Origin of the sequence: Acinetobacter sp. YH16042 (genome assembly GCF_013417245.1) — a bacterium.
GTDB lineage: Bacteria > Pseudomonadota > Gammaproteobacteria > Pseudomonadales > Moraxellaceae > Acinetobacter > Acinetobacter amyesii.
In genome coordinates this window covers 27,722-54,535 of record NZ_VPEJ01000016.1, presented here as the reverse complement: position 1 = coordinate 54,535, position 26,814 = coordinate 27,722, and the positions used below count along the sequence as shown (strand labels likewise).

Annotated in this window: 24 protein-coding genes and 1 pseudogene; 19 read left to right on the top strand and 6 right to left on the bottom strand. The window is 42.0% G+C overall.

Annotated features, from left to right (window positions below; translation table 11 throughout):
* Positions 1-95: 95 nt before the first annotated feature.
* Together FTV37_RS11830 and FTV37_RS11825 are read left to right on the top strand one after the other, a co-directional pair.
* Positions 96-1,202, top strand: coding sequence for a YjgN family protein (locus tag FTV37_RS11830; RefSeq protein WP_180063942.1), 1,107 nt, complete (start codon positions 96-98; stop codon positions 1,200-1,202).
* A gap of 14 nt (positions 1,203-1,216) precedes the next feature.
* On the top strand, positions 1,217-2,278 hold the full coding sequence (locus FTV37_RS11825; protein ID WP_180063941.1) for a M48 family metallopeptidase: 1,062 nt from the start codon (positions 1,217-1,219) through the stop codon (positions 2,276-2,278).
* 31 nt (positions 2,279-2,309) lie between these two features.
* Here the strand turns inward: FTV37_RS11825 and FTV37_RS11820 are convergent, their stop codons facing one another.
* Positions 2,310-2,606, bottom strand: coding sequence for a DUF2218 domain-containing protein (locus FTV37_RS11820; protein ID WP_180063940.1), 297 nt, complete (start codon positions 2,604-2,606; stop codon positions 2,310-2,312).
* Positions 2,607-3,212: 606 nt separating this feature from the next.
* On the opposite strand from FTV37_RS11820, the gene rpe reads away from it, so the two are divergent.
* The 9 genes and pseudogenes from rpe to FTV37_RS11775 all read left to right on the top strand — a co-directional run bounded on the left by rpe (position 3,213) and on the right by FTV37_RS11775 (position 10,683).
* Positions 3,213-3,899 carry a ribulose-phosphate 3-epimerase gene (gene rpe / locus FTV37_RS11815; protein ID WP_168378513.1) on the top strand — a complete coding sequence of 229 codons (687 nt, stop codon included), beginning with the start codon at positions 3,213-3,215 and terminating at the stop codon, positions 3,897-3,899.
* A gap of 668 nt (positions 3,900-4,567) precedes the next feature.
* Positions 4,568-5,032, top strand: a complete 465-nt coding sequence (locus FTV37_RS11810; RefSeq protein ID WP_180063939.1) for a hypothetical protein — start codon at positions 4,568-4,570, stop codon at positions 5,030-5,032.
* Positions 5,033-5,078: 46 nt separating this feature from the next.
* Positions 5,079-7,034 carry a multicopper oxidase domain-containing protein gene (locus tag FTV37_RS11805; RefSeq protein WP_180063938.1) on the top strand — a complete coding sequence of 652 codons (1,956 nt, stop codon included), beginning with the start codon at positions 5,079-5,081 and terminating at the stop codon, positions 7,032-7,034.
* A complete protein-coding gene (locus FTV37_RS11800; RefSeq protein WP_180063937.1) occupies positions 7,021-8,049 on the top strand; it encodes a copper resistance protein B in 1,029 nt (342 codons plus the stop codon). The genes FTV37_RS11805 and FTV37_RS11800 overlap by 14 nt, the downstream gene beginning before the upstream one ends.
* Before the next feature lie 300 nt (positions 8,050-8,349).
* Positions 8,350-8,667, top strand: coding sequence for a multidrug efflux SMR transporter (locus tag FTV37_RS11795; RefSeq protein WP_078191168.1), 318 nt, complete (start codon positions 8,350-8,352; stop codon positions 8,665-8,667).
* A 54-nt stretch (positions 8,668-8,721) separates the two neighbouring features.
* Positions 8,722-9,039: a quaternary ammonium compound efflux SMR transporter SugE gene (gene sugE / locus FTV37_RS11790; RefSeq protein WP_078191206.1), complete on the top strand. Its 318-nt coding sequence runs from the start codon at positions 8,722-8,724 to the stop codon at positions 9,037-9,039.
* A 37-nt stretch (positions 9,040-9,076) separates the two neighbouring features.
* Positions 9,077-9,559, top strand: coding sequence for a methylated-DNA--[protein]-cysteine S-methyltransferase (locus FTV37_RS11785; protein WP_180026910.1), 483 nt, complete (start codon positions 9,077-9,079; stop codon positions 9,557-9,559).
* A gap of 39 nt (positions 9,560-9,598) precedes the next feature.
* Positions 9,599-10,186: pseudogene (locus FTV37_RS11780) on the top strand (nuclease-related domain-containing protein); the annotation flags it as partial.
* Between the two features lie 128 nt (positions 10,187-10,314).
* A complete protein-coding gene (locus tag FTV37_RS11775) occupies positions 10,315-10,683 on the top strand; it encodes an SseB family protein (protein ID WP_180023108.1) in 369 nt (122 codons plus the stop codon).
* A 92-nt stretch (positions 10,684-10,775) separates the two neighbouring features.
* Here the strand turns inward: FTV37_RS11775 and FTV37_RS11770 are convergent, their stop codons facing one another.
* Positions 10,776-11,708 carry a tRNA-dihydrouridine synthase gene (locus tag FTV37_RS11770; RefSeq protein WP_180063935.1) on the bottom strand — a complete coding sequence of 311 codons (933 nt, stop codon included), beginning with the start codon at positions 11,706-11,708 and terminating at the stop codon, positions 10,776-10,778.
* A 449-nt stretch (positions 11,709-12,157) separates the two neighbouring features.
* On the opposite strand from FTV37_RS11770, the gene FTV37_RS11765 reads away from it, so the two are divergent.
* Positions 12,158-12,367 carry a cold-shock protein gene (locus FTV37_RS11765; protein WP_067761877.1) on the top strand — a complete coding sequence of 70 codons (210 nt, stop codon included), beginning with the start codon at positions 12,158-12,160 and terminating at the stop codon, positions 12,365-12,367.
* A gap of 135 nt (positions 12,368-12,502) precedes the next feature.
* Here the strand turns inward: FTV37_RS11765 and FTV37_RS11760 are convergent, their stop codons facing one another.
* Positions 12,503-13,312, bottom strand: a complete 810-nt coding sequence (locus FTV37_RS11760; protein WP_078191164.1) for an inner membrane protein YpjD — start codon at positions 13,310-13,312, stop codon at positions 12,503-12,505.
* A gap of 138 nt (positions 13,313-13,450) precedes the next feature.
* On the opposite strand from FTV37_RS11760, the gene ffh reads away from it, so the two are divergent.
* Positions 13,451-14,854 (top strand): signal recognition particle protein, encoded by a 1,404-nt coding sequence (ffh, locus tag FTV37_RS11755; protein ID WP_078191163.1) that lies wholly within the window; start codon positions 13,451-13,453, stop codon positions 14,852-14,854.
* A gap of 283 nt (positions 14,855-15,137) precedes the next feature.
* Positions 15,138-15,731 (top strand): alpha/beta hydrolase, encoded by a 594-nt coding sequence (locus FTV37_RS11750; RefSeq protein ID WP_078191162.1) that lies wholly within the window; start codon positions 15,138-15,140, stop codon positions 15,729-15,731.
* Positions 15,732-15,877: 146 nt separating this feature from the next.
* Here FTV37_RS11750 and FTV37_RS11745 read toward each other — a convergent pair whose 3' ends face one another.
* From FTV37_RS11745 to FTV37_RS11735, 3 genes are all read right to left on the bottom strand, one after another.
* Positions 15,878-16,555 (bottom strand): hypothetical protein, encoded by a 678-nt coding sequence (locus FTV37_RS11745; protein WP_180055574.1) that lies wholly within the window; start codon positions 16,553-16,555, stop codon positions 15,878-15,880.
* 225 nt (positions 16,556-16,780) lie between these two features.
* On the bottom strand, positions 16,781-17,509 hold the full coding sequence (locus FTV37_RS11740; protein ID WP_180063934.1) for a type III pantothenate kinase: 729 nt from the start codon (positions 17,507-17,509) through the stop codon (positions 16,781-16,783).
* 22 nt (positions 17,510-17,531) lie between these two features.
* Complete coding sequence (locus FTV37_RS11735; protein ID WP_180063933.1) at positions 17,532-18,287, bottom strand: biotin--[acetyl-CoA-carboxylase] ligase; 756 nt, start codon at positions 18,285-18,287, stop codon at positions 17,532-17,534.
* 29 nt (positions 18,288-18,316) lie between these two features.
* Between FTV37_RS11735 and FTV37_RS11730 the strand changes: the two genes are divergently transcribed.
* The 5 genes from FTV37_RS11730 to ligA all read left to right on the top strand — a co-directional run bounded on the left by FTV37_RS11730 (position 18,317) and on the right by ligA (position 26,618).
* Positions 18,317-19,129, top strand: coding sequence for a sulfite exporter TauE/SafE family protein (locus tag FTV37_RS11730; RefSeq protein ID WP_180008514.1), 813 nt, complete (start codon positions 18,317-18,319; stop codon positions 19,127-19,129).
* A 147-nt stretch (positions 19,130-19,276) separates the two neighbouring features.
* Positions 19,277-19,972: a GntR family transcriptional regulator gene (locus tag FTV37_RS11725; RefSeq protein WP_078191157.1), complete on the top strand. Its 696-nt coding sequence runs from the start codon at positions 19,277-19,279 to the stop codon at positions 19,970-19,972.
* Between the two features lie 10 nt (positions 19,973-19,982).
* The gene (gene smc / locus FTV37_RS11720; protein ID WP_180063932.1) at positions 19,983-23,432 is read left to right on the top strand and encodes a chromosome segregation protein SMC; all 3,450 of its coding nucleotides are present in this window, start codon (positions 19,983-19,985) and stop codon (positions 23,430-23,432) included.
* Position 23,433: 1 nt separating this feature from the next.
* The gene (locus FTV37_RS11715) at positions 23,434-24,486 is read left to right on the top strand and encodes a cell division protein ZipA C-terminal FtsZ-binding domain-containing protein (RefSeq protein ID WP_180063931.1); all 1,053 of its coding nucleotides are present in this window, start codon (positions 23,434-23,436) and stop codon (positions 24,484-24,486) included.
* A gap of 98 nt (positions 24,487-24,584) precedes the next feature.
* A complete protein-coding gene (gene ligA, locus FTV37_RS11710; RefSeq protein ID WP_180063930.1) occupies positions 24,585-26,618 on the top strand; it encodes an NAD-dependent DNA ligase LigA in 2,034 nt (677 codons plus the stop codon).
* Positions 26,619-26,814: the final 196 nt, after the last annotated feature.

The following is a 26,814-nucleotide window of genomic DNA, read 5'->3' as shown; positions in this document are numbered from 1 at the left end:
CTTGCTTTGATATACGTATAAATAAAGCATGGTGATGAGCATTGCCATGCAAATGAATAAATTCGACATACCAAAAAAAATAATTTAGGGTACTTATGCAAAATTCACAAATGGAAACGCCGCTTCCGCCAGAGCTGCCCGTGATGAATCCACCGAGTCTATTTGGGGAGACAGAACAGGCTAATGTTTTGGGACGAAATTATCATTTTAGGTTTAAAGGTAATGCATCTGAATATTTCGGTATTTGGATCGTGAATATCTTACTGACAATTGTTACGCTTGGACTTTATGCACCTTGGGCAAAGGTCCGCCGTTTACGCTATTTTTACGGTAATACTTGGGTGTTTCAGCGTCGTTTTGATTTTACTGGTTTGCCTACAAAAATTTTAGTTGGACGCATCATTGCGTTAGTGGTCTATGGTGGTTTCTCTTTTGCTGCAAAATATTCTTGGGAAGCATTTTTAGCGGGCTTTGTCCTGATCTTCTTTGCGGTTCCTTGGCTTATTCGATCTACGATTCGTTTCCGCGCCCGTAACAGTAAGTTTAGTAATAGCCGATTCTTTTTTTCTGGGACGAATAAAAGCGCGTATTGGTGTTTTGTCAAATGTCTTGCGGTGGTTGTCTTTACCCTTGGTTTGTTTACACCAGTTGCGGTCTGGCTATATAAACGTGAATGTCTGAATCATTTGTATCTGGGTCAGTTGAAATTTAATCTGAATAATACTTGGGGCGATTATATGCGTGCCATGTATGTGCCTTTATTTCTGTTTATGGGCTTTGGTGCATTGCTAGCAGTAATCTTTGCGATATTGTTTGGTAGCTCAGATGGTTTAAATGACGCATCTTATGTCTTCATTATTTTTGGTATGTATTTGATTGGCTATATGTTTATTTGGCCACTCACAGCTGCACGTATATTTATTACTACTTGGAATAACACTACTTTGAGTCGCAGTCATTTTCATACGGACTGTAATCAATGGCGTTATGCATGGATTGTCTTGAGTAATTGGTTGGCTAAAGTGATTAGCCTCGGTTTACTGACACCATGGGCAGTTGTACGACTATATAAATATCAGACTGAATCTTTGCACTTAATGTTGGTCGATGATCCTGACCAATTACAAAATCAAATGCAGCAAGATCACAATGCGATTGCTGAAGAATTATCCGATATTTTTGACCTAGATATTTCCTTATAACGCAGGTGAATTACATGAAAACATCAGTAGTGAATGCAACCTATTATGATGGGAAAGTGTCAAAACCCTTTGTTGCTCAAATCAGCGCAGATGGGGAGCATGCTGTGATTGTGCGTTATGGTCAAGACCTAGAACAAACGCAGCATTACACTTATCAAGATATGACGCTGATCGGTGCTTTGGGTGATATTCAGCCAGTGATCGAGTTAAAGGACGATGCTCGTTTAGAGTTTCATCAACCTTTGCCAGAGTGGTTTAATCTCGACGTAAAGTCGCGTTGGCATTCGATTTGGAAGTTAGAGCGTTCACCTTCTCTAATCATTTTTAGTGTGATTTTCGTGGTGGCTTTTGCTTTTGTATTGATTAAATGGGGCATACCTGCGGCGTCACATGTGGTGGCCAACCAACTTCCTGAGACAGCGTTAAAGAGTTGGGGTGATCAGGCGGAAAAATATATTATTGATATGACTGAACCCACGAAATTGCCACAAGCACGTCAAGACAAGTTGAAGCAAGAATATCAACAATTGGTGGCTGAAAATCGTCCTGCGAAGTTGTTATTCCGCGGTGGTGGCAGCATCGGTGCAAATGCATTGGCGATACCCAATAACACCATTATCGTGACAGATGAGTTGGTTAAATTAGCGAAAAATGATTATGAGCTCATAGGTGTGCTGGCACATGAGCAGGGGCATTTAGTTCAACGCCATAGTTTGCAGCAAAGTTTGTCAGGTTTAGGCATCAGTATTATTTTGTTGATGATCACAGGGGATGGCTCTGACATTCTTACCAGTTTACCGGTTGCTGCGGTGGGTGCGAGTTACTCACGAGACTTTGAATCTGAAGCAGATTTATATGCCCTAAAACAACTTTCAAAACATCAAATTCCAACGGCACATTTTGCAAACTTCTTACAACGTATGGAAGATGAAGCTGATGGTGAAACAGCAAAAGAGAAAGGTGCAGAGGATGAAACTGCCAAAGATCAGAGATCTTGGACAGACTTCTTTGAGTCACATCCAGCGACGAAAGCCCGTATTGATGCAGTTAGAAATTATCAATCACATCAGCATTGAGTGAAATGCTTTGATAATATGGCGACGTAGACTACGGTTCGCGTTGCCATGTTGCACTGAGTTCTTCTTGTACCATGCGGATCAAATGATCTAATACCACATGTTCCAATTGATCTAGATTTGTGCTTGGATCTTGGGCTGAAATCACCACGTCTAAAAACGCAGCTTGTGGTAGAAGGCTAACCTCTGCAGAGGGCAGTTGAATCTTGAATGCAGTATTTTCTCCAATGAGCTGTTCATTGACTTCAAATTTATGTTTCCAATGATTGACTAAGCGTTTAGCAACACGTGCTGCTTGGGCGGTGGTGATTTGTGTTGAACTTTTCATAGATGCAATTTTATTGTTAAGTTGTCAGTCCTTTAACTTAGCAAAGTACATAGATGCTCGTTAAGTCTAAATATGCAACGCTGTGTTTCTATCCCTGAGATCTTTATCCATATTAATCACTGATGTTACGTAAGCAAAAAATAATTTTGCATTTTTTAAAATGATATTTAAGTCAATTCGACGGAGTCTTACATCTAGGACTTAAATAATGGGATTAGCCTTCGGCTGGAGGTACTCTTACGAAACGATGTTTCTCATTAGGCAAAATGAGAAGCGAAGCTTCGCAAGGAAACCATCTTGCGGAGCAATGCTCCTCACCGCAAAACTCGCTCTCTAGCGTCTATTTATTTAAAGTATTGCAAAAAAAAAATTTGATGAGAAGTCGTGCTGTCTCAAACAAATGCGGATGACGTTACCGCGTATCTTTCTTTTATTTGAACCAATTACGCTTCTGATATTACTGCGTAACATCAGTTCATCCTAGGTTTTTTTATTATAGAGATCTCAATCATCGGCATCGAAAAAACGACTAAGGGCATAGGCAGCGAATAGGGGGACAATTTGCTATAATGCGTCAATCACTCCCTTTTCAAAGCTAGGTTTTTCATGTCCAAGCCATTCTTAATCGCACCTTCAATTTTGTCAGCAGACTTTGCGCGCTTAGGTGAAGAAGTTGAAAACGTTCTAGAAGCCGGTGCAGATGTTGTTCATTTCGATGTCATGGATAATCATTATGTACCGAACTTAACTTTTGGTGCGGGCGTTTGTAAGGCATTGAAAAAATACGGCATTAAAGCGCCAATTGATGTGCATCTAATGGTTTCACCGGTAGACCGTATGATTGGCGATTTCTTAGACGCTGGTGCAGATATCATCACTTTCCACCCCGAAGCAACTGACCATATTGACCGCTCTTTACAGTTAATCAAATCTGGTGGTGCGCAAGCGGGCTTGGTGTTTAACCCTGCGACACCTTTGCATTATTTAGACTACGTTTTAGATAAAGTTGACCAAGTCTTGTTGATGAGTGTGAACCCAGGTTTTGGCGGTCAAAAGTTCATTCCAATGACTTTAGAAAAGCTGCGTCAAGCACGAAAAATTATTGATGCTTCAGGCCGTGATATTCGCTTAGAAGTGGATGGTGGTGTTACCCCAGCCAATATCCGTGACATTGCTGAAGCTGGTGCAGATATGTTCGTTGCAGGTTCAGCGATTTTTGGTAAGCCTGATTATAAAGCTGTGATTGATGACATGCGTTCTGAATTGGCAAAAGTGCATGCTCAAGAGGCTTAAGCCTTTGGGTATAAGTTATTCATGGCTTGTGGATAACTATATGGATAACCGTATGGATATCTGTGTAGATAAGTATATGGATAACTTGAATAAATTATAAACGATTGTGCATCAATGGTTTAATAATTAGACGTATTAAGTATAAAAAGGACTCAATTGAGTCCTTTTTATATGGGTCAAAGTATTTGAAATATTGTGTATTTATTAATCTATGGTAAATAATTAATCAGTTTAAAAAATAACTTTTATGTTTTAACTGGAAGATATGCGCTGATTTTTATGACAGCGCAATAAATTTAAAACTGTTGTGAATAACTGCACAATTAATTATGCTGTTAGCAACTATTGAGATACGCTGCGACTGGCAAAACACATCATCGATCGCACTGGATAGTGCTTTTAGATATTTCTGAATGTATCGTTCATGATGGATAAATCGGTCGAGCTGCATGTCATGTTGATACAAATGTCATTTGATTGCATTTGAATCGTAAATAATATCATCATGGTGTTTCATGCGGATTTCGGCTGAGCCGATCGCGTGATGTTTCTAAAGATGTGTTAATAGGGATGTGTTGTCACAGTGCATCATTGGGTTGAATTAGGATACTAAATTGTTCAATTTTTTGCGAAAGCATCTTGGCTTTGCTTGGCTCATGGCGTTCGTCATGGGGTGGAGCAGTGTGGTCAGTGCACAGCAAAATTTTCAACATCAACAAATGATGAACGCAAATGCCCATCAGGCATCAGTTCATGCAGCACATGCTGATCCTTCGCATTTAAATATGACAAATTGCCATCAAAATCAGCGGCAAGCTGTTCCTGAACATGCAGCACATCATGGTAAGCAGACGACATTAGAAGTCTTTTCAATGATGGATTGTCATCAATCTTTAGATGCGACATCTGCACTGCAAGATGGTCAGGCGCATCATTCAACGACACAAAGTACAGACTGTCGTCAGGACTGTACACTCGCACATTGCCAAATCAGTACCTCTTATGTCGATAGCGCCTTGGTCGCATTGCAGACCTTCCATGTGCATCACTATGCAGAACCCCCTCGTTTCATTTTTGCTGGACAGCATTTAAAAGGCTTTTGGCAAGAAATTCTAAGACCCCCGCAAGCTTAACCTGAGTTTTAAATACGTTTTTTCGTTATTTTATAAAGGTTAAGTCATGTCTAATTTATTTAAATCAGGCCTCGTGCTCGGGGTATGTCTGCTGTCACCAACGTGGGCGTTTGCAGCCATTAAAGAATATCATCTGAATATTGATGAAAAGACCATCAATTTGACTGGTAAAGCGGTCAAGAAAATCAGCGTCAATGGTCAGTTTCCAGCACCATTACTGGAGTTTGAAGAAGGCGATGATGCGGTCATCCATGTGCATAATCAGCTCAAAAAACAAAATACCTCAGTGCATTGGCATGGTCTATTGCTGCCCGGCTTAATGGATGGTGTACCCGGCTTTAATGGTTTCAATGAAATACAGCCTGATGGTAGCTTTACTTACAAATTTAAAGTCCGTCAAAGCGGAACCTATTGGTATCACGCGCATTCCAAAGGCCAAGAACAAGACGGATTGTATGGCGCTTTGGTAATTTATCCGAAAGGTAAACAAGCACTTGCCGCACATGAACAGACGCAACGTGATTATGTGGTCATGCTGTCGGATTTTCATGAATCATCTAGCGCTCAGATTATGGCAAATCTGAAAAAGTCTGCCGAATACTATCAAAATCAGCGTGAAACAGTTTCAGATGTATGGACGCAAATTCAACGAACAGGTTTAAAAAACACTTGGCAAGATCGTTCGATGTGGAATCAGATGCGTATGCTGAAAACGGATTTGTCAGATGTCACGGGTTATACGTTTTTAGTGAACGGCAAAACACCACAGCAGAACTGGACAGGGATGTTTAAGCCCAATGAAAAAGTTAGACTTCGTTTTGTAAATGCTGCGGCCATGTCGTTTTTTGATGTGCGTATTCCTCAGCTCAAAATGACGGTGGTCAGTGCAGACGGCCAAGCGGTCAAACCGGTCGCTGTGGATGAATTCCGAATTGGTGCTGCAGAAACGTATGATGTGATCGTAGAGCCTAAATCTGCGCATTATCAGATAGAGGCTGAGTCGATCGATCGGACAGGATTTGCGATTGGCACTTTACATGATGAAACGCAGCCTCAGCACTCAGGCATTCACATGCCAAAAGCTCGGCCACGCGCTTTGCTGACCATGGAAGATATGGGGCACGGCTCAATGTCAGATATGGACCATAGCAATATGGGACGTATGGCTACAGGTTCAACCCAAACTTCAGCAATCCAGCAAGTGAATGCTCATGAGCACAACACGCATACTGTCAATCCGTCAAATATTCAGCCGAAACAAGTTCATGATCATGCAGCTATGGGACATGACATGGACTATTCTCCAGTGACTGCGCATACTACTATGCAGCATCCAGATATGCATAAACAGAATATGTCTGATTCAGCGCATGCCAATATGGATCATAGTGAGATGGATCATTCATCAATGAAACTGGATACGCATACAGCGATGGAGCATGCACAGTCTAAAGAGGAGAAGCAGGCAGTTGTAAATTCAGCAACGGTTATGGGTTGGGCCAATGCTTTTACTCCTGTCGGTGATAAGGCACTTCAATATAGTGATTTAAAAGCGTTAACCCCGCAGCCTGATACCCGTGAACCGACGCAAGACTTGGTCATTCATTTGGGTGGAACGATGGAACGCTATATGTGGACCATGAATGGCAAAAAATTTAGCGAAGCCGAACCACTACAAGTGAAATATGGTGAGCGAATTCGCCTGAAATTTGTCAATGACAGCATGATGGCGCATCCGATGCATTTACATGGCATGTTTATGCAATTGGAAAATGGGCAAGTGTCTTCTGAAATGCCAAATAAACATACGGTGATTGTGCCGCCGGGGAAAACAGTGACGGCTCTGTTAACGGCCAATGAATTAGGGGAATGGGCGATTCATTGTCACTTGCTGTATCACATGTCTGCAGGGATGATGAATAAACTTGTGGTCGCAAATGTCGCAGAGAATACTAAAACAGCATCTGTGCCGAAAAAGGAGGTGTCTCATGCGCATCATTAAATCATGCACGTATACGGTATTGAGTTTAGGTTTGGCATCGGTCACTCAAATGACCATGGCGCAAGATGCACATCACAGCATGTCGATGTTAGCTCAACATGAGTCGCATTCCTCACATGATTCGTCGCATCAAGTGATGCAAACAAGGATCGAATCGAACAAGATGGAGCATACTGCAGAACATGCAGAACATGCAGAACATGCAGAACATGCAGAACATGCAGAACATGCAGAACATGCAGAACATGCAGAACATGCAGAACATGCAGAACATGCAGAACATGCAGAACATGCAGAACATGCAAATGCATCATCTATTGCGTCACGTGCTGCTTCTGCGCAGCACCCTGTTGATCATAAGCGTGAACATGGTGGACAGATTTATCAAGCGACTGAGATAGACAATCGATGGCTCAATAATGCCGATGGCCGTGGAAGTTTAAAGACCGAAATTGAGAGTCGAATCGGGACCGATGAAAATAAGCTCTTCATCAAATTACATGCGGATAAAGCAGAATCTCAAGATGCAGATTATGCGGCTCAATTGATGTATAGCCGTATGATCTCCGACTTTTGGGATGCGCAAATTGGTGCGCGTTATCGGGTCGATGAACATCAAGTGACGGACAAAGAACAGTTAGATGCTGTGGTGGGTTTGCATGGTCTGGCACCGTATTTCTTTGAAACCGATGCTTATTTATATCTTGGTGCAGATAAACAGGTCAGTTTTTCTTTAGAAACCGAACGTGATTTTCTGCTGACGCAAAAATTGATTTTAAAACCGTATCTGAACCTAGATGTGGTGCTGAGTGATGATTCCGCCTATGCACAAAAAACAGGACTCAGTTCTGTATGGCTAGGGCTAGAAACACGCTATGAAATCAATAAAAAGCTGATGCCCTTTATCGATGTCGCTTACAGCTATGAAAAAGGAAATCAGCATACGGCATGGCAAGCTGAAACTGGAAGTGAAAAGCAATGGTGGTATGGCGCAGGTCTTCGTCTGAAGTTCTAATCGGCGAATAGACCAAATAAAGAGGGTATCATCAATAGGTTTTGGTGATGCCTTTTTTATTTCTGAATTTGTCCTTTGAACAGACATGCTATGTTTTGGCGCAAATCATCAGCACTAGAGTTTTACTCAACTGAATAACGCCCTGAATTTGGTCAAAAAATGTAAAGACTGCACTAAAATTCAGCATATTTGCTATACTGAGAAAATATTCGGAGGAACGACCTCCCTTACATCTTTGTTCAAAGCCAGTAAGAAAAATCGTCAGGACGACCTGACTCTATTAATATGGAGGAAGGCATCATGGCTTGGGTTGTTCTGGTATTCGCTGGTATTTTTGAAATCGTTTGGGCCTATTCGATGAAGCTCTCAGAAGGCTTTACAAAACTTGGCCCAAGTTTAGTCACTTTATTTTTTATGATCCTGAGCTTTGGTTTGTTGGCCTATGCCATGAAAACGTTGCCTCTGGGAACAGCTTATACCATTTGGACAGGAATCGGCGCGATTGGCTCTTTCCTCGTGGGTATTTTTATACTCGGTGAGCCTGCAACTGCCATGCGGATGTTAGCCGCAGTACTGATCATTTCGGGTCTAATCTTGATGAAATTATCTTCAAGTTAATATGTTCTAAAGCACAGCAGTCATTGATCCCTGTGCTTTTTTTTGGGTAAAAATATGGCTTGGGTTTTATTAATTGTAGCGGGATTACTTGAGGTGGTTTGGGCCTATTGTATGAAAGTCTCTGAAGGCTTTAGCAAACTGACGCCAAGTATTTTGACCATTGTTTTCATGATCGCAAGTTTCGCTTTATTGTCTTATGCAATGAAATCCTTACCACTGGGTACAGCCTATACGGTGTGGACAGGGATTGGTGCAGTGGGTTCATTTATCCTCGGCATCGTTGTATTGGGTGAGCCTGCCAATGCCATGCGCATGCTAGCTGCGGTACTGATTATTTCAGGACTAGTCTTGATGAAATTATCGTCCTCCTGAATAATGAAGTGCTGCGATTTTGAGCTTGGAGTATGTCATGCAACTTTCTTATCAGTTTTTAGATTCGCCCGTTGGACAATTAAAACTTGTTGCACATGAAACCGCATTGGTGGCTGTCCTTTGGGAAAATGAAAACCCTAATCGTGTGCGATTGGCGGCTTTGGTTGAAGATCGGCAACACCCGATTTTGCTCAAAACTGCACAGCAATTAAATGAATATTTTGCGGGTAAAAGACAGCAATTTGACTTGCCGCTAGACTTTGAAGGCACCGCATTTCAGCAACAAGTTTGGCAAGCTTTACTGACGATTCCTTTTGGAGAAACTCGCAGCTATAAACAAATTGCAGAGCAGATCGGCAATGTCAAAGCCGTACGTGCTGTCGGTGCAGCCAATGGTAAAAATCCAATTTCAATTATTGCACCTTGTCATCGTGTCGTGGGCGCAAATGGAAAATTAGTGGGTTTTGCGGGTGGTCTAGAAAATAAAGAAATATTGTTAAAAATTGAGAAATTACAATAAAATAGAAAATATACTTATTTAAAATAATGAATCAAATTAATGAATATTTCTCAAATCTTTGCACCCTTCATTTCGACGTTGTGGTGGCTAATTCCATTGTTACTGATTGTGGGGGCAATCAAAGCATTTAAACCTTATTTAAAGGGGAAAATGGGGGAGTTTGCTGTCGCCGTTCATGTCAAACTTTATTTGAAAGACCATTATATATTGTTAAATGATTTGACCTTACCAGATGGCGAAGGAGCTACAACTCAAATTGATCATCTTCTTTTAAGCCCATTTGGTGTGTTTGTGATTGAAACTAAAAACTATAAGGGCTGGATTTTTGGGAGCGAGAGACAAAAACAATGGACGCAAAAGATTTATAAAAAAAGTTTTAAATTTCAAAATCCAATTCACCAAAATTATAAACATATGAAAGTGTTAGAACAGGTGTTGAGCGATATTGTGGATAAAGACAATATGCATTCTGTGATTGTTTTTATGCCTGAAGCAGTGTTTAAAACAGAGATGCCGTCGAATGTATTTCGGGGTACAGCTTGGGTGGACTATGTTCAAACCTTTCAGCAACCCGTGGTCTCTGAAATGAAACTTAAACGAATACAGTTGCGTTTAGAAAAAGAAATTTGAGAAAAATCGTGGAAAACAAATCGACAGCACATTGAGGATTTAAATCAACGGCATAATTCATAAACTTCCTGTATGCTGTGGATTGTGAACAGTATCTGACTGATAAAAATAGACGGACAATAACAATGAACGACACGCTTCAACACCTTTATGAATCGACTTTAGATCATCCTGAGCAATACCAAGACTTTTATCAGCAACTTTTAGCCAGCCAAGTATATTGTTTGGGTGAGCGTGATACAGAGCAGCATTTACATTTTCAATTGATGGAAACGGAGCAAGGCGAGCAAGCCATTCCATTTTTTCTGAGTCTTGCGATGCTTCAACAGGATGTTGGTGCAGATGCAGAGTTTGTCATGATCAGTGCTGAAAAATTATTTGCGATTACCAAAGGCGCAAGCTTGGTGATGAACCCGACTTCGGAACATCCTAAAGAGTTCTTGGCAGATGAGATCGACGCAATTTTAGAGTTTGCCAAACAACAAAGCCTTTGAACACTGTAGGTATAATCAAAGGCTCTGCGGCTACGCTTAGATAGGTGTTTTCACACTTTTTCGTTTTCATATTGGGCGATGTGCTTTAAAACTTACATACCGGCTTTGAGTTTTTGCACGATTTCATCAAGTGGTTTGACACGTTTTACTTCATCCCAAAGGACTTTGGCTTCTGGATAGTGCTTCGACATCATGCCGAGCCATTGTTTATAACGACCGACCATATTCATTTCTTTTTTATACGAGCCGTTTAAGAAACGAATTTGTAATCCAAGTAGTTCATGCCATGTAATCAGCGGTTCATCGGTATTACGACGGATACACTGTGTAATGTCAGGAGTGGTCACCGCAGCACGACCAATCATTAGGTCTTCACAACCGGATTCGAGTTGGCACTGTTTGGCATCGGCATTGTTCCAAATTTCACCGTTGGCAATCACATTGATTTTCAATGCTTCACGAATGGGTTGCAACTGATCCCAAAAGGCAGGCGGGGTATAACCATCGGCTTTAGTCCGCGCATGGACTGTAACCCATGCAGCTCCGGCATCTTCGATGGCATGCGCATTTTCCATAGTGAAGTTACGGTCCATATAACCTAAACGCATTTTTGCCGATACAGGAATATGACTCGGAATAGCATCACGCACAGCTTTGACTAACTCATACACCACTTCAGGTTCATCTAGCAGAACTGAACCACCACGGTGGCGGTTGACGGTTTTTGCAGGACAACCAAAGTTCATATCAATCGCAGGGGCACCAAGTTCTACCGCGCGTACAGCATTTGCCGCGAGCATAGTGGGATTGTTACCTAAGAACTGCACATGAACCGGTGTTCCTGCTGCAGTTTTACCTTCATTGTTTAGTTCAGGACAATAGCTATGATAAATATGATCGGGCAGGACAGAGTCCGTGACACGGATAAACTCGGTTACACACCAGTCAAAACTCCCCACATGCGTCAACACATCTCGCATAATTGGGTCGGTTAAGCCTTCCATCGGCGCAAGAACAAGTTTCACGGTCACACAGCCAAAAATTGAAAAACGGAGTTATACGTGGTTTTGAAAGGGATGTCTAGGTTTTGTGCTTAAGGTGACGCGGAATACGAAATGACAAGATTTTATGTAACTATTTGGTGAAATTAGGACCAAAGTCGTAAAGTATTGACTGACATAAAACTTTAACAATAAAATGAGTAAATACATATGGATAGTAATAATAAGAAGATGGCTTATACTGTTGTTTTTTAATGGAATCAACAACATATACTGTGCTTGAATCTTTTAAGATTTCATGTATGATGGCTGCAACTAGAAAAAAAGTATTGTTTCGTAAATTTTCTTTAAGTATCGCAGTGTTAGTCATAATCCTTCGTTTTTTACAGAAATGAAGTTCAATTCTTTATTATTTTCCAAGTTATAGTCAGTCATCATCCAATGGCTAAATCAACAAATTAATAGGTATTATTATGTCTAATACAGTTACTGGTACAGTTAAATGGTTCAACGAAACTAAAGGTTTCGGTTTTATTGCACAAGACAACGGTCCTGACGTTTTTGCTCACTTCAGCGAAATCACTGGTTCTGGCTTCAAAACTTTGCAAGAAGGCCAAAAGGTTTCTTTCAGCATCGCTCAAGGTCAAAAAGGCCCGAATGCTGTAAACATCGTTGCTCTATAATTTAGACGTAATGAAAAAAAAAGCGCTGTATAGCGCTTTTTTTATGCCTGTTGTTTTTATGTGAATAATCAAGATATAAAAAAAGAGAGCCGTAGCTCTCTTCTTAATAAAACTTAAAATCGTTTCATCGTCGACTTAGCGGCCCAAAACCATTTCTAAAATAAACTTAGATCCAATAAAGCCAACTGCCAAAAGACAAAAACCAATAATGGTAAAGCGAATAGCTTTTTGACCACGCCAGCCAAATCGATAGTGTCCAATAAGCAAAGCTCCATAGACGAACCATGAAATAATGCTAAAGGCAGTTTTATGCGCCAAATGCTGTGCAAAGAAGTTATCGATGGTGAAGAAACCAAACCCAAGCGCCACGGTCAGTAGTGCAAATCCAGCAATCAATAAATCAAATAGCAAAGATTCCATGGCTTGGAAGGATGGAAGCAGACTCACCCATACACGCTTTTTCTGCTTGTTTTTTAGTTCACGGTCTTGTAAACGCAAAATAACCGCTTGAATTGTTGCCATCAGCAGGACGGCATACGCGGAAAGTGACAAGATGATATGGATGTCTAAACCCAGCGAATGTTGTTCTATAAATTGATTTTGTCGACTAAATGCGAAGCCCAAAATCAACCCTGTCGCTGCCACAGGAATGCCCAACAGGTTCATTGCCAGCACAGGTCGATAGGTACTAAATAACACACTGAGCAATAGCATGAGACCTGAAGTGAAAGACATCAGGTTGAACACGTCATAGTTCACACCCATAGGCGTCAACATGTCGTTATATAAAACACCTGCATGCAATAACATGCCTAAACCAAGTACAACACCAATAAACCAATGGTTCGGCGCACGTTTAGACATTAAATGGCTGAATAAATACCAAAAAGACGTGGTATAAGCGATTAATGCTAGGATCGTGTAAACCAAGGGGAGACTGATCATGTCAAACCTTTTTCAGGATGTTGAATATTCATTTATATAAATTCTGCAAGAACTAAAGTATCCTATAGCATTCTATGCATAAATTTTCTATTTTAAGAAACAATTTTTTGCTCATGGCTATTTTAAGCGGATTTTGCAATGTTTGATACCTTAACAGAACGACTCACGCAGAGTTTAAGAAATGTTACTGGCTCAGGGCAGCTAACCGAAGACAATATTAAAGATACGTTACGCGAAGTACGTATGGCACTTCTTGAAGCCGATGTTGCGTTACCTGTAACTCGTGAATTCATCGCGAAAGTTAAGGAAGAAGCATTGGGCCAAGAAGTGATGACTCAGTTATCACCGGGGCAGGCTTTCGTCAAAATCGTTCATGACGAATTGACCAAAATGATGGGTGAGGCGAATGAAAGCCTAGACCTAGCGGCAAAACCACCAGTTGTTGTGCTACTTGCAGGTTTGCAAGGTGCGGGTAAAACTACTACTGCGGCAAAACTTGCACGTTTCTTACAAGAGCGTCAAAAGAAAAAAGTAGCAATGGTGTCTGCCGACGTTTATCGTCCAGCAGCGATTAAACAGCTACAAACGGTTGCAGGTGAAGTTGGCGCGATTTTCTTTGAATCAAGCGCAGACGAAAAACCAATTACCATCGCAAATCGTGCGATTGAGCAAGCAAAAATTCAATTTGCTGATGTCTTGATTGTCGATACAGCAGGTCGTTTACATGTAGACGACGAAATGATGGATGAAATTAAAGAGCTTCATGCAGCAATTAAGCCGACTGAAACATTGTTCGTGGTTGATGCCATGACCGGTCAGGATGCGGCGAATACGGCAAAAGCCTTTAATGATGCTTTGCCTTTAACAGGTGTGATCCTGACAAAAACCGATGGTGATGCACGTGGTGGTGCGGCACTTTCTGTTCGTGCGATTACTGGCAAGCCGATTAAATTCTTGGGTATGGGTGAAAAACTTGATGCCCTAGAGCCATTCCATCCTGAACGTATCGCACAGCGTATTTTGGGTATGGGTGACGTACTTTCTTTGGTCGAAGAAGTTGAACGTAAAATCGACAAAGAAAAAGCCGAAAAAATGGCGAAAAAACTGCAAAAAGGCGGTAGCTTCAACTTTGAAGATATGCTGATGCAGTTTGAACAAATGAACAAAATGGGCGGCATGATGGGCTTCCTGGATAAACTTCCAGGCATGAGCAACTCAGGGATTCAAGATGCAATTGCACAAGCAAATCCTGAAAAGCAAGTGAAGAAAATGGAAGCGATTATTCAATCGATGACCATTAAAGAACGTCGTAACCCAGACTTGATGAATCCAAGCCGTAAAAAACGTATTGCAGCAGGCTGTGGTATGGATGTTGCTGAAGTGAATAAACTCATCAAGCAACATGCGCAAATGGCGAAAATGATGAAGAAATTTGCCAACCCAACGGGTATGGCAAAAATGATGAAATCATTAGGCAATATGCAAAAACAATTTGGCGGCGGTGGCATGGGTCCATTGTTTGGCAGTAAAGATCCGAAGTAATTTGGACTGAAAAAAAGGCGCTTTCTGCGCCTTTTTTTATGGCTGCAATTTGACGAGACTGTGCGTTCAAGTAAAGTGGTAGGGTATATTTGATAGCAAGTACTGGATGAAGGAATCTTGCTATACGAGCCGATAGATACCGAACTGAGCTAAATCATTACAAAAAGATGCCAAATTGACATTGAGAGCGTGTAGGTGACAGGTTTAAAACAGAGGTGAAAATTTGCCGAACTGCAAATTGAAGGTTTAACCAAAAATAATCACCTAAAATAAGAATCAAATCATGAATACACCGCATACGCCAGAAAGCCAAAAGATCTATATTGTTCATGGTCATGATGCATCACCGAATGATCATTGGTTTCCTTGGTTAGGACGAAAGCTGCAGGAAGCAGGACATTATTCTCGACGCATCGTGATGGCAAATGCAGCACAACCTGATTTTGACCATTGGCAGAAATTTCTAGCGTTGCAAATGCCTGATTTGGATGAAAATACCATTGTGATTGCCCATGGTTTGGGGTGCTTAACCACGCTGCATTATCTCAATCAATATTTTGAACAGCATGGCACACGGATTAAAGCGGGCGTTTTTGTGTCAGGTTTTAAAAGTAGTTTACCGACACAACCTGAATTAACCGCATTTATTCAACGTGCAAAAATGGATAGTGGTGTTTTACAGACCTATATGCCAATTTGTATCAGTCTGATTTCATCCAATGATCCAATCGTGCCGCCACCGGTTGCGATTCAATTGGGCAATTTTATAAATGCACAAATTTATGAAGTGAAAGAAGCAGGGCATTTCACAGCAAAAGATGGCTTTTCTGAGATTCCACAACTGTGGCACGTGTTAGAGCCGATTTTAACGGCTTAGGTAGGTTTTGAGCGCGTGTTTTATAGATCGCGTGTTTTGTCGATAAGATATTTAGTGAAGCCTGAGATTACAATCATGCAATTGGTGCAATTGAAGAGAAAAAAGGCGCAATCTGCGCCTTTTTGTTTGTTCGATTTGTTGATAGATCAGTCGAGTTCTAAAGCAACACGTTCACGAATGTCGTCAATATCATCATTGGCTTCGCGACCATCTTCCTGCCATGCTTTATAGGCACCGACATATTCACCATCGGTATCGACGACATATTCAGCCGCAATTTTTCCTGAGGCATACCATAAGCGATAGGCATCATTGCCATTTTCATCGACTTTATACGCTGCGCCACGTTGTCCTGTTGGATAAAACTCTTCGCCGTGGATGCTCACGCCATCTTGGTTCACAAAGGTTGATTCTACTTTGCCGTTTTTGCGATAAAGCGTTACTGGGCCTTCAATGTCACTGCCACTGAAACTAAATAGTTTCATCGGATCTTTGACCCAAGCAGGTGAGGATTGAGGGGTTTTGGTTTCTTGGTAAAAATCTTGGACTAAAAAATCACCTGTCGCATTACGACCTAAAAGTACACGGTAATAGCCGTCTTTGACTGGAGTCATGTAATAGCTTGAGTCAATATATGATACGCAGCCGCAGTAATCAGGATTATCTTCATCTCCAAAATAACCCAAAACTGCTTCAGAGGTGCTGAGCTGTGATTTGATTTCGGCAGGGATTTTAGAGTTGGCTAGATTTTGTGTCGTGGTACAACCGCCGAAGAATAATGTAGAGGCGAGCAGGCTTAAACCCAGTAAATTTTTAAATTTCATATCTATACTCTTCGTCTTATATTCTATCTTGAAAGACATTTTTAAATTATAAAGTTGCTGATGTATCTGTCGATCATCGCAGGCTATTGTAATTCCTTGGACGAAAAAAGGTCATGAATCGCGATACAATTTGTAACCACGCTTATATGAAATGCCCCTCAATAAAAAAGCGTGATCACCATTGGTCATCACGCTTTCACAGTTTGCTATCAAAAAATGGCTAAATTACACGCCATTTACATAACTTTGTAGACCTTGAAGCAGCAAATCTGCTTCGACAGCTGGCTGATATTGTTCTAAATAGCGTGCAAATAGCGCAGCATCGCCACCGGTTAAAATCAACTGACTTGGATATTTATCGAGAACCTTTTCAATGGTGCTGACCAAGCTGAGCAAGATGCCATGATGAACAGCGTCTATGGTGTTTTTACCAGGAGACAGCTCATCAAAGGTGGCATCTGGAATTTTAATGCCTTTGGTGTTTTGGATGAGCGAATCACGTTGCAAATACAAATTTGGCAAAATATAGCCGCCTAAATGTTGTAAGCCATCCGTTAAGTCAATGGTGAGTGCCGTGCCACAGCTAATGACACAGTATTTTTGTGTAGGGTCTTTGACCACAGCCAGCATTTGCAGCCAACGGTCGATCCCGAATTTACTGGTATCTTCGTAGGCACAGCGCAAGCCCGCATATTCGGCATGAACTTTTGCAATGGTGACAGGAACGGCTAAAAATTTAAGAATTTTTTGAATCCGATCATTATTTTTCTTGTCGAGTACCGAGGAAATCCCGACCTGATCTAAGTCCAAACTTTTAAAGTGCTGGATCAAACCGAGTAGAAGTTCGGCAGGCGACTGTAAATGCAGTTCCGCAGCATGCTCTATGATTTGATCGTATTCGGTAATCCAGTATTTCAGCCGGGTATTACCGACATCGAGCCATAATTTTTTCATCAGTAGGCCTTTGCAATCCTGTTTATGATTGATCTGCTAAACGTAAGCGACCTTGGAAATGATTTTCTAAGCGCTGCGAAGTTTGGATGTTGATCGAACCATCATTTTCAATACCGAGAAAGAGACCTTGGCTTTTGCCTTGTAGGTGTTCAAGCTCAACAGGCTGTTGCATAAATGCAGCATAATGGTTGAATCGTGCAGCGAGGTTGTAGCAGTTATGATCGAACCATTCACCTGCAAGTTGAATCGCTGCATAGAGTTCAGCAATTAACTGCAAACGGTTTGGCGAGGGAAGTCCGAGTTCAGATAACGAGGTTGCACGTTGCTCAATTCCTGCGGATGGAATCGGAAATAAATTCATCCCAACGCCGACAATTGCTTGATGTGGCGAAATCGGCTCAATCAAGATCCCGCCCCATTTGCCTTGTGGGCTATACAGGTCATTGGGCCATTTCACTTGCAATGCTAGATTTTGCAAACTTGGCATTTGCAAGATGTTTAAGGCAATTTCAAGTGCAAGCCGTCCATCTATCGCTGTCTGTAAATTCAGCAATGTGCTTAAATAGATATTACCAACGGGTGAGACCCATTGATGATCGCGTTGCCCACGGCCCTGAGTCTGTTGTTCACTGCATACCAAAACATGCTGAATGCCTTTTTTGGCAATCTCACGGACATCGTCATTGGTCGATGTAGTAATGGGCTTCAGTAATAAAACTTCAGGCGGTTGAGGTACTGTGCTCAGCAATTGCTGTAAGTGTCTGGTCTCTAAATCCATTTGAATCTGAGAGTTGTGGAATAATATTGATGGAGTTAATCATATATTTACTGATTGGTGCAATCGCTGGTTTTGCTGCGGGGCTATTTGGTGTGGGCGGTGGCCTGATTATTGTACCGATTTTATTCATCGTCTTTACCCAACTTCAGTATGATCCCAGTGTGATAATGCACATGGCGGTGGGCACATCTTTAGCCACGATTATTGTCACCTCACTTAGCTCGGTTTCGGCGCATCATAAAAAAGGTGCCGTGCTGTGGAATGTCTTTCGGAATTTGGCACCGGGTTTGGTGATCGGTTCATTTCTCGGTGCAGGCATTGCAGATTATTTATCAGGGCAGGGTTTGCAACTGTTAATTGGCTTTTTTGCGGTCTGGGTGGCCTTTAAAATGTTTCGCGGTGCAGCGACACCAGTCGATCCGAATAAACATTTACCCTCACAAGCCATGCAAATGGCAGCAGGCGGTGGTATTGGGATTGCTTCTGCGATCTTCGGTATTGGTGGTGGTAGCTTAACCGTCCCATATTTGAATAAAAACGGCGTCATTATGCAAAAAGCAGTCGCAACATCTGCTGCATGTGGTTTACCGATTGCGATTGCTGGGGCACTCGGCTTTATGTGGTTTGGTCATCAAGCCGATATCGTGGTTCCCAATACCATTGGTTATATCCATATTTATGCATTTATCGGGATTAGTGTAATGAGCTTCATCACTGCGAAATTGGGTGCGAAAGTGGCTCATATGTTGTCGCCATTTATGCTAAAGCGTTGTTTTGCATGTTTATTAACAACAGTCGGCTGCTATTTTATTTACCAAGGTGTGCAAGCCTTTGGCGCATGATTGTCCGTTTTGACTGAAAAAATTGGCTTTGTTGACACAAGATTGTCAGACAATGTCATGTTCAATTAGGTTGCTTATCGTTTCTAATGCAAATAGATTGAGTGTAAATCTGAACATTGCATCTTATAAAAAAAAGATAGGAACAGTATGCAACAACAAGAAGCGGACAGTTTGTCAGAACAAATTGCCAAACACATCGGTGAACAAATCATTCGCGGTGAGTTGGTTGAAGGCGAGCGTATTCAGGAACTCAGAATTGCGGCCGAATTGGATGTGAGCCGTGGCTCTGTTCGTGAAGCGTTATTGATTTTAGAACGGACTCAGCTCATTGAAATCTACCCACGACGTGGCGCCTTAGTCTCTGAAATGTCGGCTTTACAAGTGCGCTCATTATTTGATATTGCAGCATTATTGTTGGGTCAAATTGTGCATCGTATGGCGGAAACGTGGCGCAGCCATGAAGCTGAGCGTATTCAGTTATTACTTGAACAATTAGACGTGGAAACTCGCCAAGGCAATACTGAAAAGTTTTATGATCTGATTTTTCAGGGCATGGCTCGTCAGCATGAAATGGTGGGAAATACCTACCTGATGCGTTATTACCAAGAATTGTTGCCATCACTCAGACGTAGTTATTTCCTGACACTGAATATTTCACGACGTGAACTACAAGAATCTTTTGATTTGTTTAAATTAGTGACTGATGCAGTTTTAATCAGAAAATCACATCAAGCCACTTTATTTATGGAAGATTTTTGTCGACACTTACGCAACCTTGTGTTGGAATCACTAACACGGATGAAACAAATCGAATTAGCGTGGGCGAGACGTTCACGCCGCTGATCAGGACATTATGCGTTTAAGCAGTTTAAAACTTTCCGGCTTCAAATCTTTTGCCGATAGCACAACTCTAAAATTTGAAGGCAACCGTAGTGCGGTTGTTGGACCGAACGGCTGTGGTAAATCCAATGTGATTGATGCCATTCGTTGGGTTATGGGTGAATCCAGTGCCCGTCAATTGCGTGGTGGCACCATGCAAGATGTTATTTTTACCGGAACGGCAAAGCGTAAACCAGTCGGGATGGCGAGTGTTGAACTGCGTTTTGATAACACCTATGGCAAGTTAGGTGGTGCTTATAATGCCTATACTGAACTGGCAGTTCGCCGTCAGGTCAATCGTGATGGTAAATCTGAATATTTCCTCAACGGCACCAAATGCCGCCGTCGTGATATTACTGATATTTTCTTAGGTACCGGTTTAGGTCCGCGTTCGTATGCGATTATTGAACAGGGCATGATCAACCGTTTGGTCGATGCCAAACCTGAAGAAATGCGTGTGTATATTGAAGAAGCCGCTGGGGTTTCTCGCTATCAAGCTCGTCGTCGTGAAACTTTACAGCATCTAGAACACACCACTCAAAATTTAGAACGTCTCGAAGACATTGCATCCGAACTAAAGTCTCAGCTGAAAACCTTAAAACGTCAGTCTGAAACGGCGGTGCAGTACAAAGAATTAGAAACCCAAATTCGTACTATTAAGATCGAAGTGCTGTCTTTCCAATGTGAACAAAGCACGCGTTTACAGCAAGAATACACGCTTCAGATGAATGAGCTCGGGGAAACCTTCAAACTGGTTCGTTCTGAGCTGAACACCCTAGAGCATGACTTATCTTCCACCAGTGCTTTATTTCAACGGCTTATTCAACAGTCCACTCCTTTACAAAGTGAATGGCAACAGGCGGAAAAGAAACTGTCTGAGTTGAAAATGACGCTGGAGCAAAAGCAGGGTTTATTTGCACAAAATTCGGCAAGTTTGGTGGAGCTTGAAAAGCAAAAAGCCCAAACCAAAGAACGTTTACAGCTATTAGAGTTACAACTGGAAACGCTGCAAGAACAGCAAGATGGATTTGTTGAGCAATTACAGCGTCAAGAAAGCAGTAGTCAAGATCAGACCCAGCAGTTAGCCGATTTGAAAGCTCAGCATCAACAAGCGGTTCAACAATTTGAACAATGCCGTGGGCAAGTTGAAAAGCAGCAACAGCAAAAGCTACAGATGTTGGCGCAGAGTGAACAATTGACCAAAAATATTGGTCGTATTGAGCAACAGCGTGAGACCCTACAACAGCAACGTGGTCAAATTCAGCATCAAGCGCAGCAAGATGAGTTGGAGCAGTATCAGCAAGATAAGCAACAGCTCGAACAACAAATTACGCAACAAGAGCAGGTGATTGCCGAAACTCAAGCACAGCTTGCAGCTGCACAAGAACAGCAGGCACAGCATAAAAATATGGTGCTGCAGCTAAAGTCAGAAATACAGGTGTTGTTGTCAGAGCAAAAAAACCTAAATCAATTGATGATTAAAGCCAGTCCAAAGCAGCAAAGCCAGCGTCAACATTTAATGCAGCAGTTGCAGTTGAGCACACAAGGTAAACAGCATGCACAACTGGTCGAAAAATTTTTGTCTAAATGGCTGAGTGCCCAAGTCTTAGGACACAGTGATAATTTTCAAGACAGTATTGCACGTCAGGTCAAAGGCAATCACCACACCGCAGTACAAATCGTTGGATTAGACGCTTTGGCGACGTGGATTGAAGCCCCTCAACTTTCGATCTGGCAGCAGGTCGCGATTGCTGAAACATTGACAGTGGCATTGAGCCATCAGGCTAAACTGGCCGCAGGTCAGTCAATACTCACGCTCGATGGTTATCATGTCGGTGCAGATTGGGTGATTGGTCTAGATTATGATGAGGACAGCCAAGCAGGGCAAGGTGCATTGAGCCACCGTATTCGCTTAGATGAATTGACTGAATTACTTGCAGAGCAGCAGCCAAAGCTAACGCAACTAGAAGGCCAATTGCCTGAGTTGCAAAATGCCGTACAAGCTTTACAGCAAAATCTGCAACAGCAACATAGCCAATTAAAAAATTGGCAAAAAGACATTCAAAATACTGATGTTGCCATTGCGAAGGTACAAAGTTCCAATCAGGCTTTTGCATTACAAAAGCAGCAGTTAGAAGATCAATTACAGCAACTTGAAGCACAGCTTGAAGAAGATGCCATGCAAAAAGACGATTTGGAAATTGATTTGCATGCGCTGACGATGAAGCTTGAGCAAGCTTTGCCCAATTATAAGACCTTGCAATTCCAAGTTGAGGAATTGAGTCTAGCGCTGGAAAGTGCTCAGCAAGTGGCATTACACAGTCAGCAAGAATTGGAAATCGTGCGTCGTCAGTCTGTACAGACGAAACAACAGATTGAATTATTAGAAAAAGACACGGTCTTTTTAAAAGCGCAAACTCAGCAAATTATTGGACAGATGGAACAGGCGAAGAAATTTGTCGATCCAGTACAGTTAGAATTGCCTGCGCTTGAGTCACAGTATTCTGAACAGGCTCAAGTCACTGAACGTTTACAAAAAACCTGGAATGACTGGCAGCTTGAACTCAATAATGTTCAGAGCAAACAACAGACATTGACGGAACAACGCCATTCACATCAACAGCAAGATGAAAAATTGCGTACGCAATTGGAAGAAAAGCGTCTAGCTTGGCAATCCGCGCAGTCTGATTTGCAGCATTATTCAGAACAATTGAAAGAAATGAACAGCGAAATGCTGACAGGTTTAAGCATTGATGTGGTATCCCATCAGCAAAAACTCGAAAAAGCGCAGCAGCAGTTTGATAAATTGGGTGCAGTCAACTTGGCTGCGGCAGAAGAATATACTGAAGTTTCTAAACGCTTTGATGATTTAAGCCACCAAATTGATGACTTGCAAAAGACTGTTGAGCAACTGCAAGCCGCGATGAAAAGCATTGATCAGGAAACTCGAAAGCTGTTTATGACCACCTTTGATAAGGTTAATGCTGAACTTCAAGCGTTATTTCCGAAAGTATTTAATGGTGGTGAAGCAAGTTTAAGCCTTGAAGATGGTTGGCAATCGGGTGTAAAACTGATGGCACGACCACCGGGTAAACGAAATAGCTCTTTGGCATTATTGTCGGGTGGTGAAAAGGCATTGACCGCATTGGCTTTGGTTTTTGCGATTTTCCGCCTAAATCCTGCGCCATTTTGCGTTTTAGACGAAGTCGATGCACCTTTAGACGATGCAAATGTAGGAAGATTTTGTAATCTTGTAAAAGAGCTTTCAGAACAAGTGCAATTTATCTACATTACACACAATAAACTGGCAATGACAATGGCAACTGACTTACTTGGTGTGACCATGCCAGAACCAGGAACTTCAAAATTAGTGACTGTGAATATTGAGCAGGCCAAAGAATACGGTTTAGCTGCGGAGGCATAACATGGAAATCACCACTATAGCTGGGATTGTAATCGCTGTAATTATCATGGTTGTGGGCATTCGAATGATGTTTCGTAAACCTGCAGATGCAGCGCCATCACTTGACACCGAATTACATATTGACCCTGATAGTCAGCAACCTGTTATTCCGCGCCATGTACGCAATCAGTTAAATACACCTGAAACCACCCAACGTGTAGAGCCGACCTTAGCTGAGGAAAAAGTCACAGCGGTTGAAACGATTGAAACTGCTCAAGCGAATGTAACGCAAGAAGCAATGGCAACAGAACAAGCTGAGCAAAGCGTTGAGGCTATTGCAAAGACTGAGACGACTACGACGGATCCCGTTTCAGTTGAAAAAGCTCAAACTGCGACAGAAGACACTACTTTGTCTACAGAAGCCACTGAATCTACGACAAATACGTCTGTAGTAGATGTAGCCAATGAAGCCGCGACTCCTGCGACGAACGTTCAGGCAGACGCTGTTCCTGTAGAAAAAGCGCCAGAATTTAGTGTAAATAGCGCAATTGAAAAAGCTGAAATCAGCGATTTTGATGAAGAAAGCAGTATTTTGGATGCGCATTTACATGAACAAAAAATTGTTGATGAAGAAAGTGCTTTAGCGACTGCGGAAACCTATATCGCCTTAAATGTGTTCCCGGATAGCCGTGCCTTGTCGGGTGAAAAAGCATTAAAAGTTTTACTGAAATACGGTTTACGCTTTGGCGAAATGGCTTGTTTCCATCGCTATGATGAAGAAGGTACAAAGTTATTATTCTCTGTATTGCAAATGAATAATGATGGCGCTGCGCAAGGTTTTGATCTTGAAACTTTATCGACTGAAGAAGTAAAAGGTTTGGCTTTCTTCTTAGCGCTGCCACACAGCGATGTACAAAATGCCTTTGATACCATGGATAGCATTTCACGTCTAATTGCCCGTGAAATTGACGGTACTGTGTATGATCAAAATAACCAAGAATTTACACCGCAGATGCGTGAACATTGGCGTCATCAAGCGATTGATTATCGTCAAGGTCAAGCTATCGAAGTCTAAGCGTCTTTGATTGAAACTCACCGAGTGGGTTTCTATAATAGCAACAGATAATGAAATTTGAGGGCGGAGCATGAACCGCCCTTTTTTATGGTGAATGTATGACACAACAATCCACTGTCGTTGCACAGATGCGACAACTGATTCAACTCTTGGCGAAGCATAACCATGCCTACTATGTCATGGACACGCCAGAAATTGAGGACAGTGAATATGATCAACTTTTTCACCAATTAAAAGCTTTAGAAGAGCAATACCCTGATTTAGTACAACCTGATACACCAACTACAAAAGTGGGTGGAAAGGCCTTGTCTAAGTTTGAATCTGTAACCCATGCAGTACCCATGTTGTCATTGGGTAATGTGTTTAATGCAGAAGATTTATTTGCCTTTGCGCGTCGTGCGGAAGAGCGCTTGCCGAATCAAAAAATTGAATATGATGTCGAATTAAAATTTGATGGACTGGCCATTTCTCTCTGGTATGAAAATGGCATTTTAGTCCGTGGTGTGACACGGGGTGATGGTGAAACAGGGGAAGACATTACCCAAAATGTAAAAACTATTCGTAATTTACCTAAAGTACTGACTTCTACACAGACTGAAATTCCAAGTCTGCTTGAAGTTCGTGGTGAAGTCCTGATGCCAAAGTCAGGCTTTGAAAAGCTCAATGCTGAAAACGAAGCCAAAGGTGAAAAAACCTTTGCCAATCCACGAAATGCAGCAGCAGGAAGCTTACGTCAACTCGACCCTGCAATTGCAGCTTCGCGTCCTTTGGCTTTTTATGCCTATGGCATTGCACAGTGCGAACCACATCATGGTCAAACCACCATGTCTGCTAGCTTAGAATGGCTGAAACAGTTTGGTTTTGCTGTCGGTGAACGTCACTTTATATGTGACAGCATTCAGGACGTACAAGCTGCGTATGAGCAAATGATCATTGATCGACCAAGCCTGAGCGTTGAAATTGATGGCATGGTGATTAAGGTAAACAGCCTGAAGCAACAGCAAACACTGGGCTTTTTAAGTCGTGAACCGCGCTGGGCAACGGCATATAAATTCCCTGCAGTCGCAGCGCTGACGACGATTGAAAATATTGATTGGCAAGTGGGGCGTACAGGCACTTTGACCCCAGTCGCACGTTTAAACCCTGTGGCAGTCGGAGGGGTAACGGTTTCCAATGTCACTCTTCATAATATTGGTGAAATTCACCGCCTAGATGTCCGTGTAGGCGATACCGTGAGTGTTTACCGTAGCGGTGATGTGATTCCAAAAGTGGAAAAAGTATGGCCTGAATTCCGTCCTGTAGATACGGTAGAAGTTCAGTTACCTGCATATTGCCCAGTCTGCTCATCTCCAGTGGTGATGCCCGAAGGTGAAGCCTTGGCACGTTGTTCAGGTGGTTTGTACTGTGCTGCACAGCGTATTGAGGCGATTCGTCACTTTGTATCACGTAAAGCTATGGACATTGAGGGCTTAGGCGACCGTTGGGCGGAATCACTTTTACATTTGGATTTGCTCAAAGATGTTGCTGATATTTATAGCTTGCCAGAGCATCGTGAAAAATTACTGACCATTGAAAAAATGGGTGAGAAGTCGGTTCAAAACCTCATCGATTCTATTGAAAATAGTAAGAAAACGACACTAGGTGCATTTATTTATGCACTCGGCATTCGAGGCGTGGGTGAAACCACGGCACGCATGCTCGCCAATACCTTCCAAACCTTTGATGCGATTCGTCATGCAGATCTAGAATCCTTGAAAAAAACGCCAGACGTTGGTGATATTACCGCTGAATGGATTGTCGATTTTTTCCAAGCGCCGCATAATCTCGAAGTGGTTGATCGTTTGTTGGCAGCTGGGATTCATTGGGATGCACCGATTGCACCAACACGCCAACCATTGAATGGTGAAAGTTGGGTGATTACTGGGACATTGAGTACCATGGGTCGTGATGAAGCGACGCAAATGCTTCAAGCCTTAGGCGCACGTGTCAGTGGTAGTGTTTCGGGTAAAACCAAATGTGTAGTTGCAGGTGAAAAGGCAGGTTCTAAATTAGAAAAGGCTGAAAAGCTGGGTGTACCTGTGATGAGCGAAGAAGAGTTTATTTCCTTTGTACAACAGCATAATGCTTCTTAAGTATTGAAAATCAAACCTGAAAAGGTGGTTAATTTTGAACAAACGCCTGATGCATTGCATTGGGCGTTTTTATTTGAGCGCTTAAAAATGATCGAATGAATAGATAAATTGGCGGTTATAGGTGAGACAGCGTACTTTAAATAGACACTAAGCATTTTGTTAAAGCGTGAATGTATTGAGATACAATTTTAGCCAT

Bases quoted from the DNA above. Each gene is read 5' to 3' on its own strand.
- FTV37_RS11775 (WP_180023108.1), top strand. From the start codon at position 10,315: ATGAACGACACGCTTCAACACCTTTATGAATCGACTTTAGATCATCCT.
- FTV37_RS11830 (WP_180063942.1), top strand. From the start codon at position 96: ATGCAAAATTCACAAATGGAAACGCCGCTTCCGCCAGAGCTGCCCGTG.
- FTV37_RS11760 (WP_078191164.1), bottom strand. From the start codon at position 13,312: ATGATCAGTCTCCCCTTGGTTTACACGATCCTAGCATTAATCGCTTAT.
- FTV37_RS11745 (WP_180055574.1), bottom strand. From the start codon at position 16,555: ATGAAATTTAAAAATTTACTGGGTTTAAGCCTGCTCGCCTCTACATTA.
- ligA (WP_180063930.1), top strand. From the start codon at position 24,585: ATGACACAACAATCCACTGTCGTTGCACAGATGCGACAACTGATTCAA.
- FTV37_RS11810 (WP_180063939.1), top strand. From the start codon at position 4,568: ATGGGGTGGAGCAGTGTGGTCAGTGCACAGCAAAATTTTCAACATCAA.
- rpe (WP_168378513.1), top strand. From the start codon at position 3,213: ATGTCCAAGCCATTCTTAATCGCACCTTCAATTTTGTCAGCAGACTTT.
- FTV37_RS11805 (WP_180063938.1), top strand. From the start codon at position 5,079: ATGTCTAATTTATTTAAATCAGGCCTCGTGCTCGGGGTATGTCTGCTG.
- smc (WP_180063932.1), top strand. From the start codon at position 19,983: ATGCGTTTAAGCAGTTTAAAACTTTCCGGCTTCAAATCTTTTGCCGAT.
- FTV37_RS11725 (WP_078191157.1), top strand. From the start codon at position 19,277: ATGCAACAACAAGAAGCGGACAGTTTGTCAGAACAAATTGCCAAACAC.
- FTV37_RS11730 (WP_180008514.1), top strand. From the start codon at position 18,317: ATGGAGTTAATCATATATTTACTGATTGGTGCAATCGCTGGTTTTGCT.
- FTV37_RS11795 (WP_078191168.1), top strand. From the start codon at position 8,350: ATGGCTTGGGTTGTTCTGGTATTCGCTGGTATTTTTGAAATCGTTTGG.
- FTV37_RS11765 (WP_067761877.1), top strand. From the start codon at position 12,158: ATGTCTAATACAGTTACTGGTACAGTTAAATGGTTCAACGAAACTAAA.
- FTV37_RS11715 (WP_180063931.1), top strand. From the start codon at position 23,434: ATGGAAATCACCACTATAGCTGGGATTGTAATCGCTGTAATTATCATG.
- FTV37_RS11750 (WP_078191162.1), top strand. From the start codon at position 15,138: ATGAATACACCGCATACGCCAGAAAGCCAAAAGATCTATATTGTTCAT.
- FTV37_RS11800 (WP_180063937.1), top strand. From the start codon at position 7,021: ATGCGCATCATTAAATCATGCACGTATACGGTATTGAGTTTAGGTTTG.
- ffh (WP_078191163.1), top strand. From the start codon at position 13,451: ATGTTTGATACCTTAACAGAACGACTCACGCAGAGTTTAAGAAATGTT.
- FTV37_RS11825 (WP_180063941.1), top strand. From the start codon at position 1,217: ATGAAAACATCAGTAGTGAATGCAACCTATTATGATGGGAAAGTGTCA.
- FTV37_RS11740 (WP_180063934.1), bottom strand. From the start codon at position 17,509: ATGAAAAAATTATGGCTCGATGTCGGTAATACCCGGCTGAAATACTGG.
- FTV37_RS11785 (WP_180026910.1), top strand. From the start codon at position 9,077: ATGCAACTTTCTTATCAGTTTTTAGATTCGCCCGTTGGACAATTAAAA.
- FTV37_RS11735 (WP_180063933.1), bottom strand. From the start codon at position 18,287: ATGGATTTAGAGACCAGACACTTACAGCAATTGCTGAGCACAGTACCT.
- FTV37_RS11820 (WP_180063940.1), bottom strand. From the start codon at position 2,606: ATGAAAAGTTCAACACAAATCACCACCGCCCAAGCAGCACGTGTTGCT.
- sugE (WP_078191206.1), top strand. From the start codon at position 8,722: ATGGCTTGGGTTTTATTAATTGTAGCGGGATTACTTGAGGTGGTTTGG.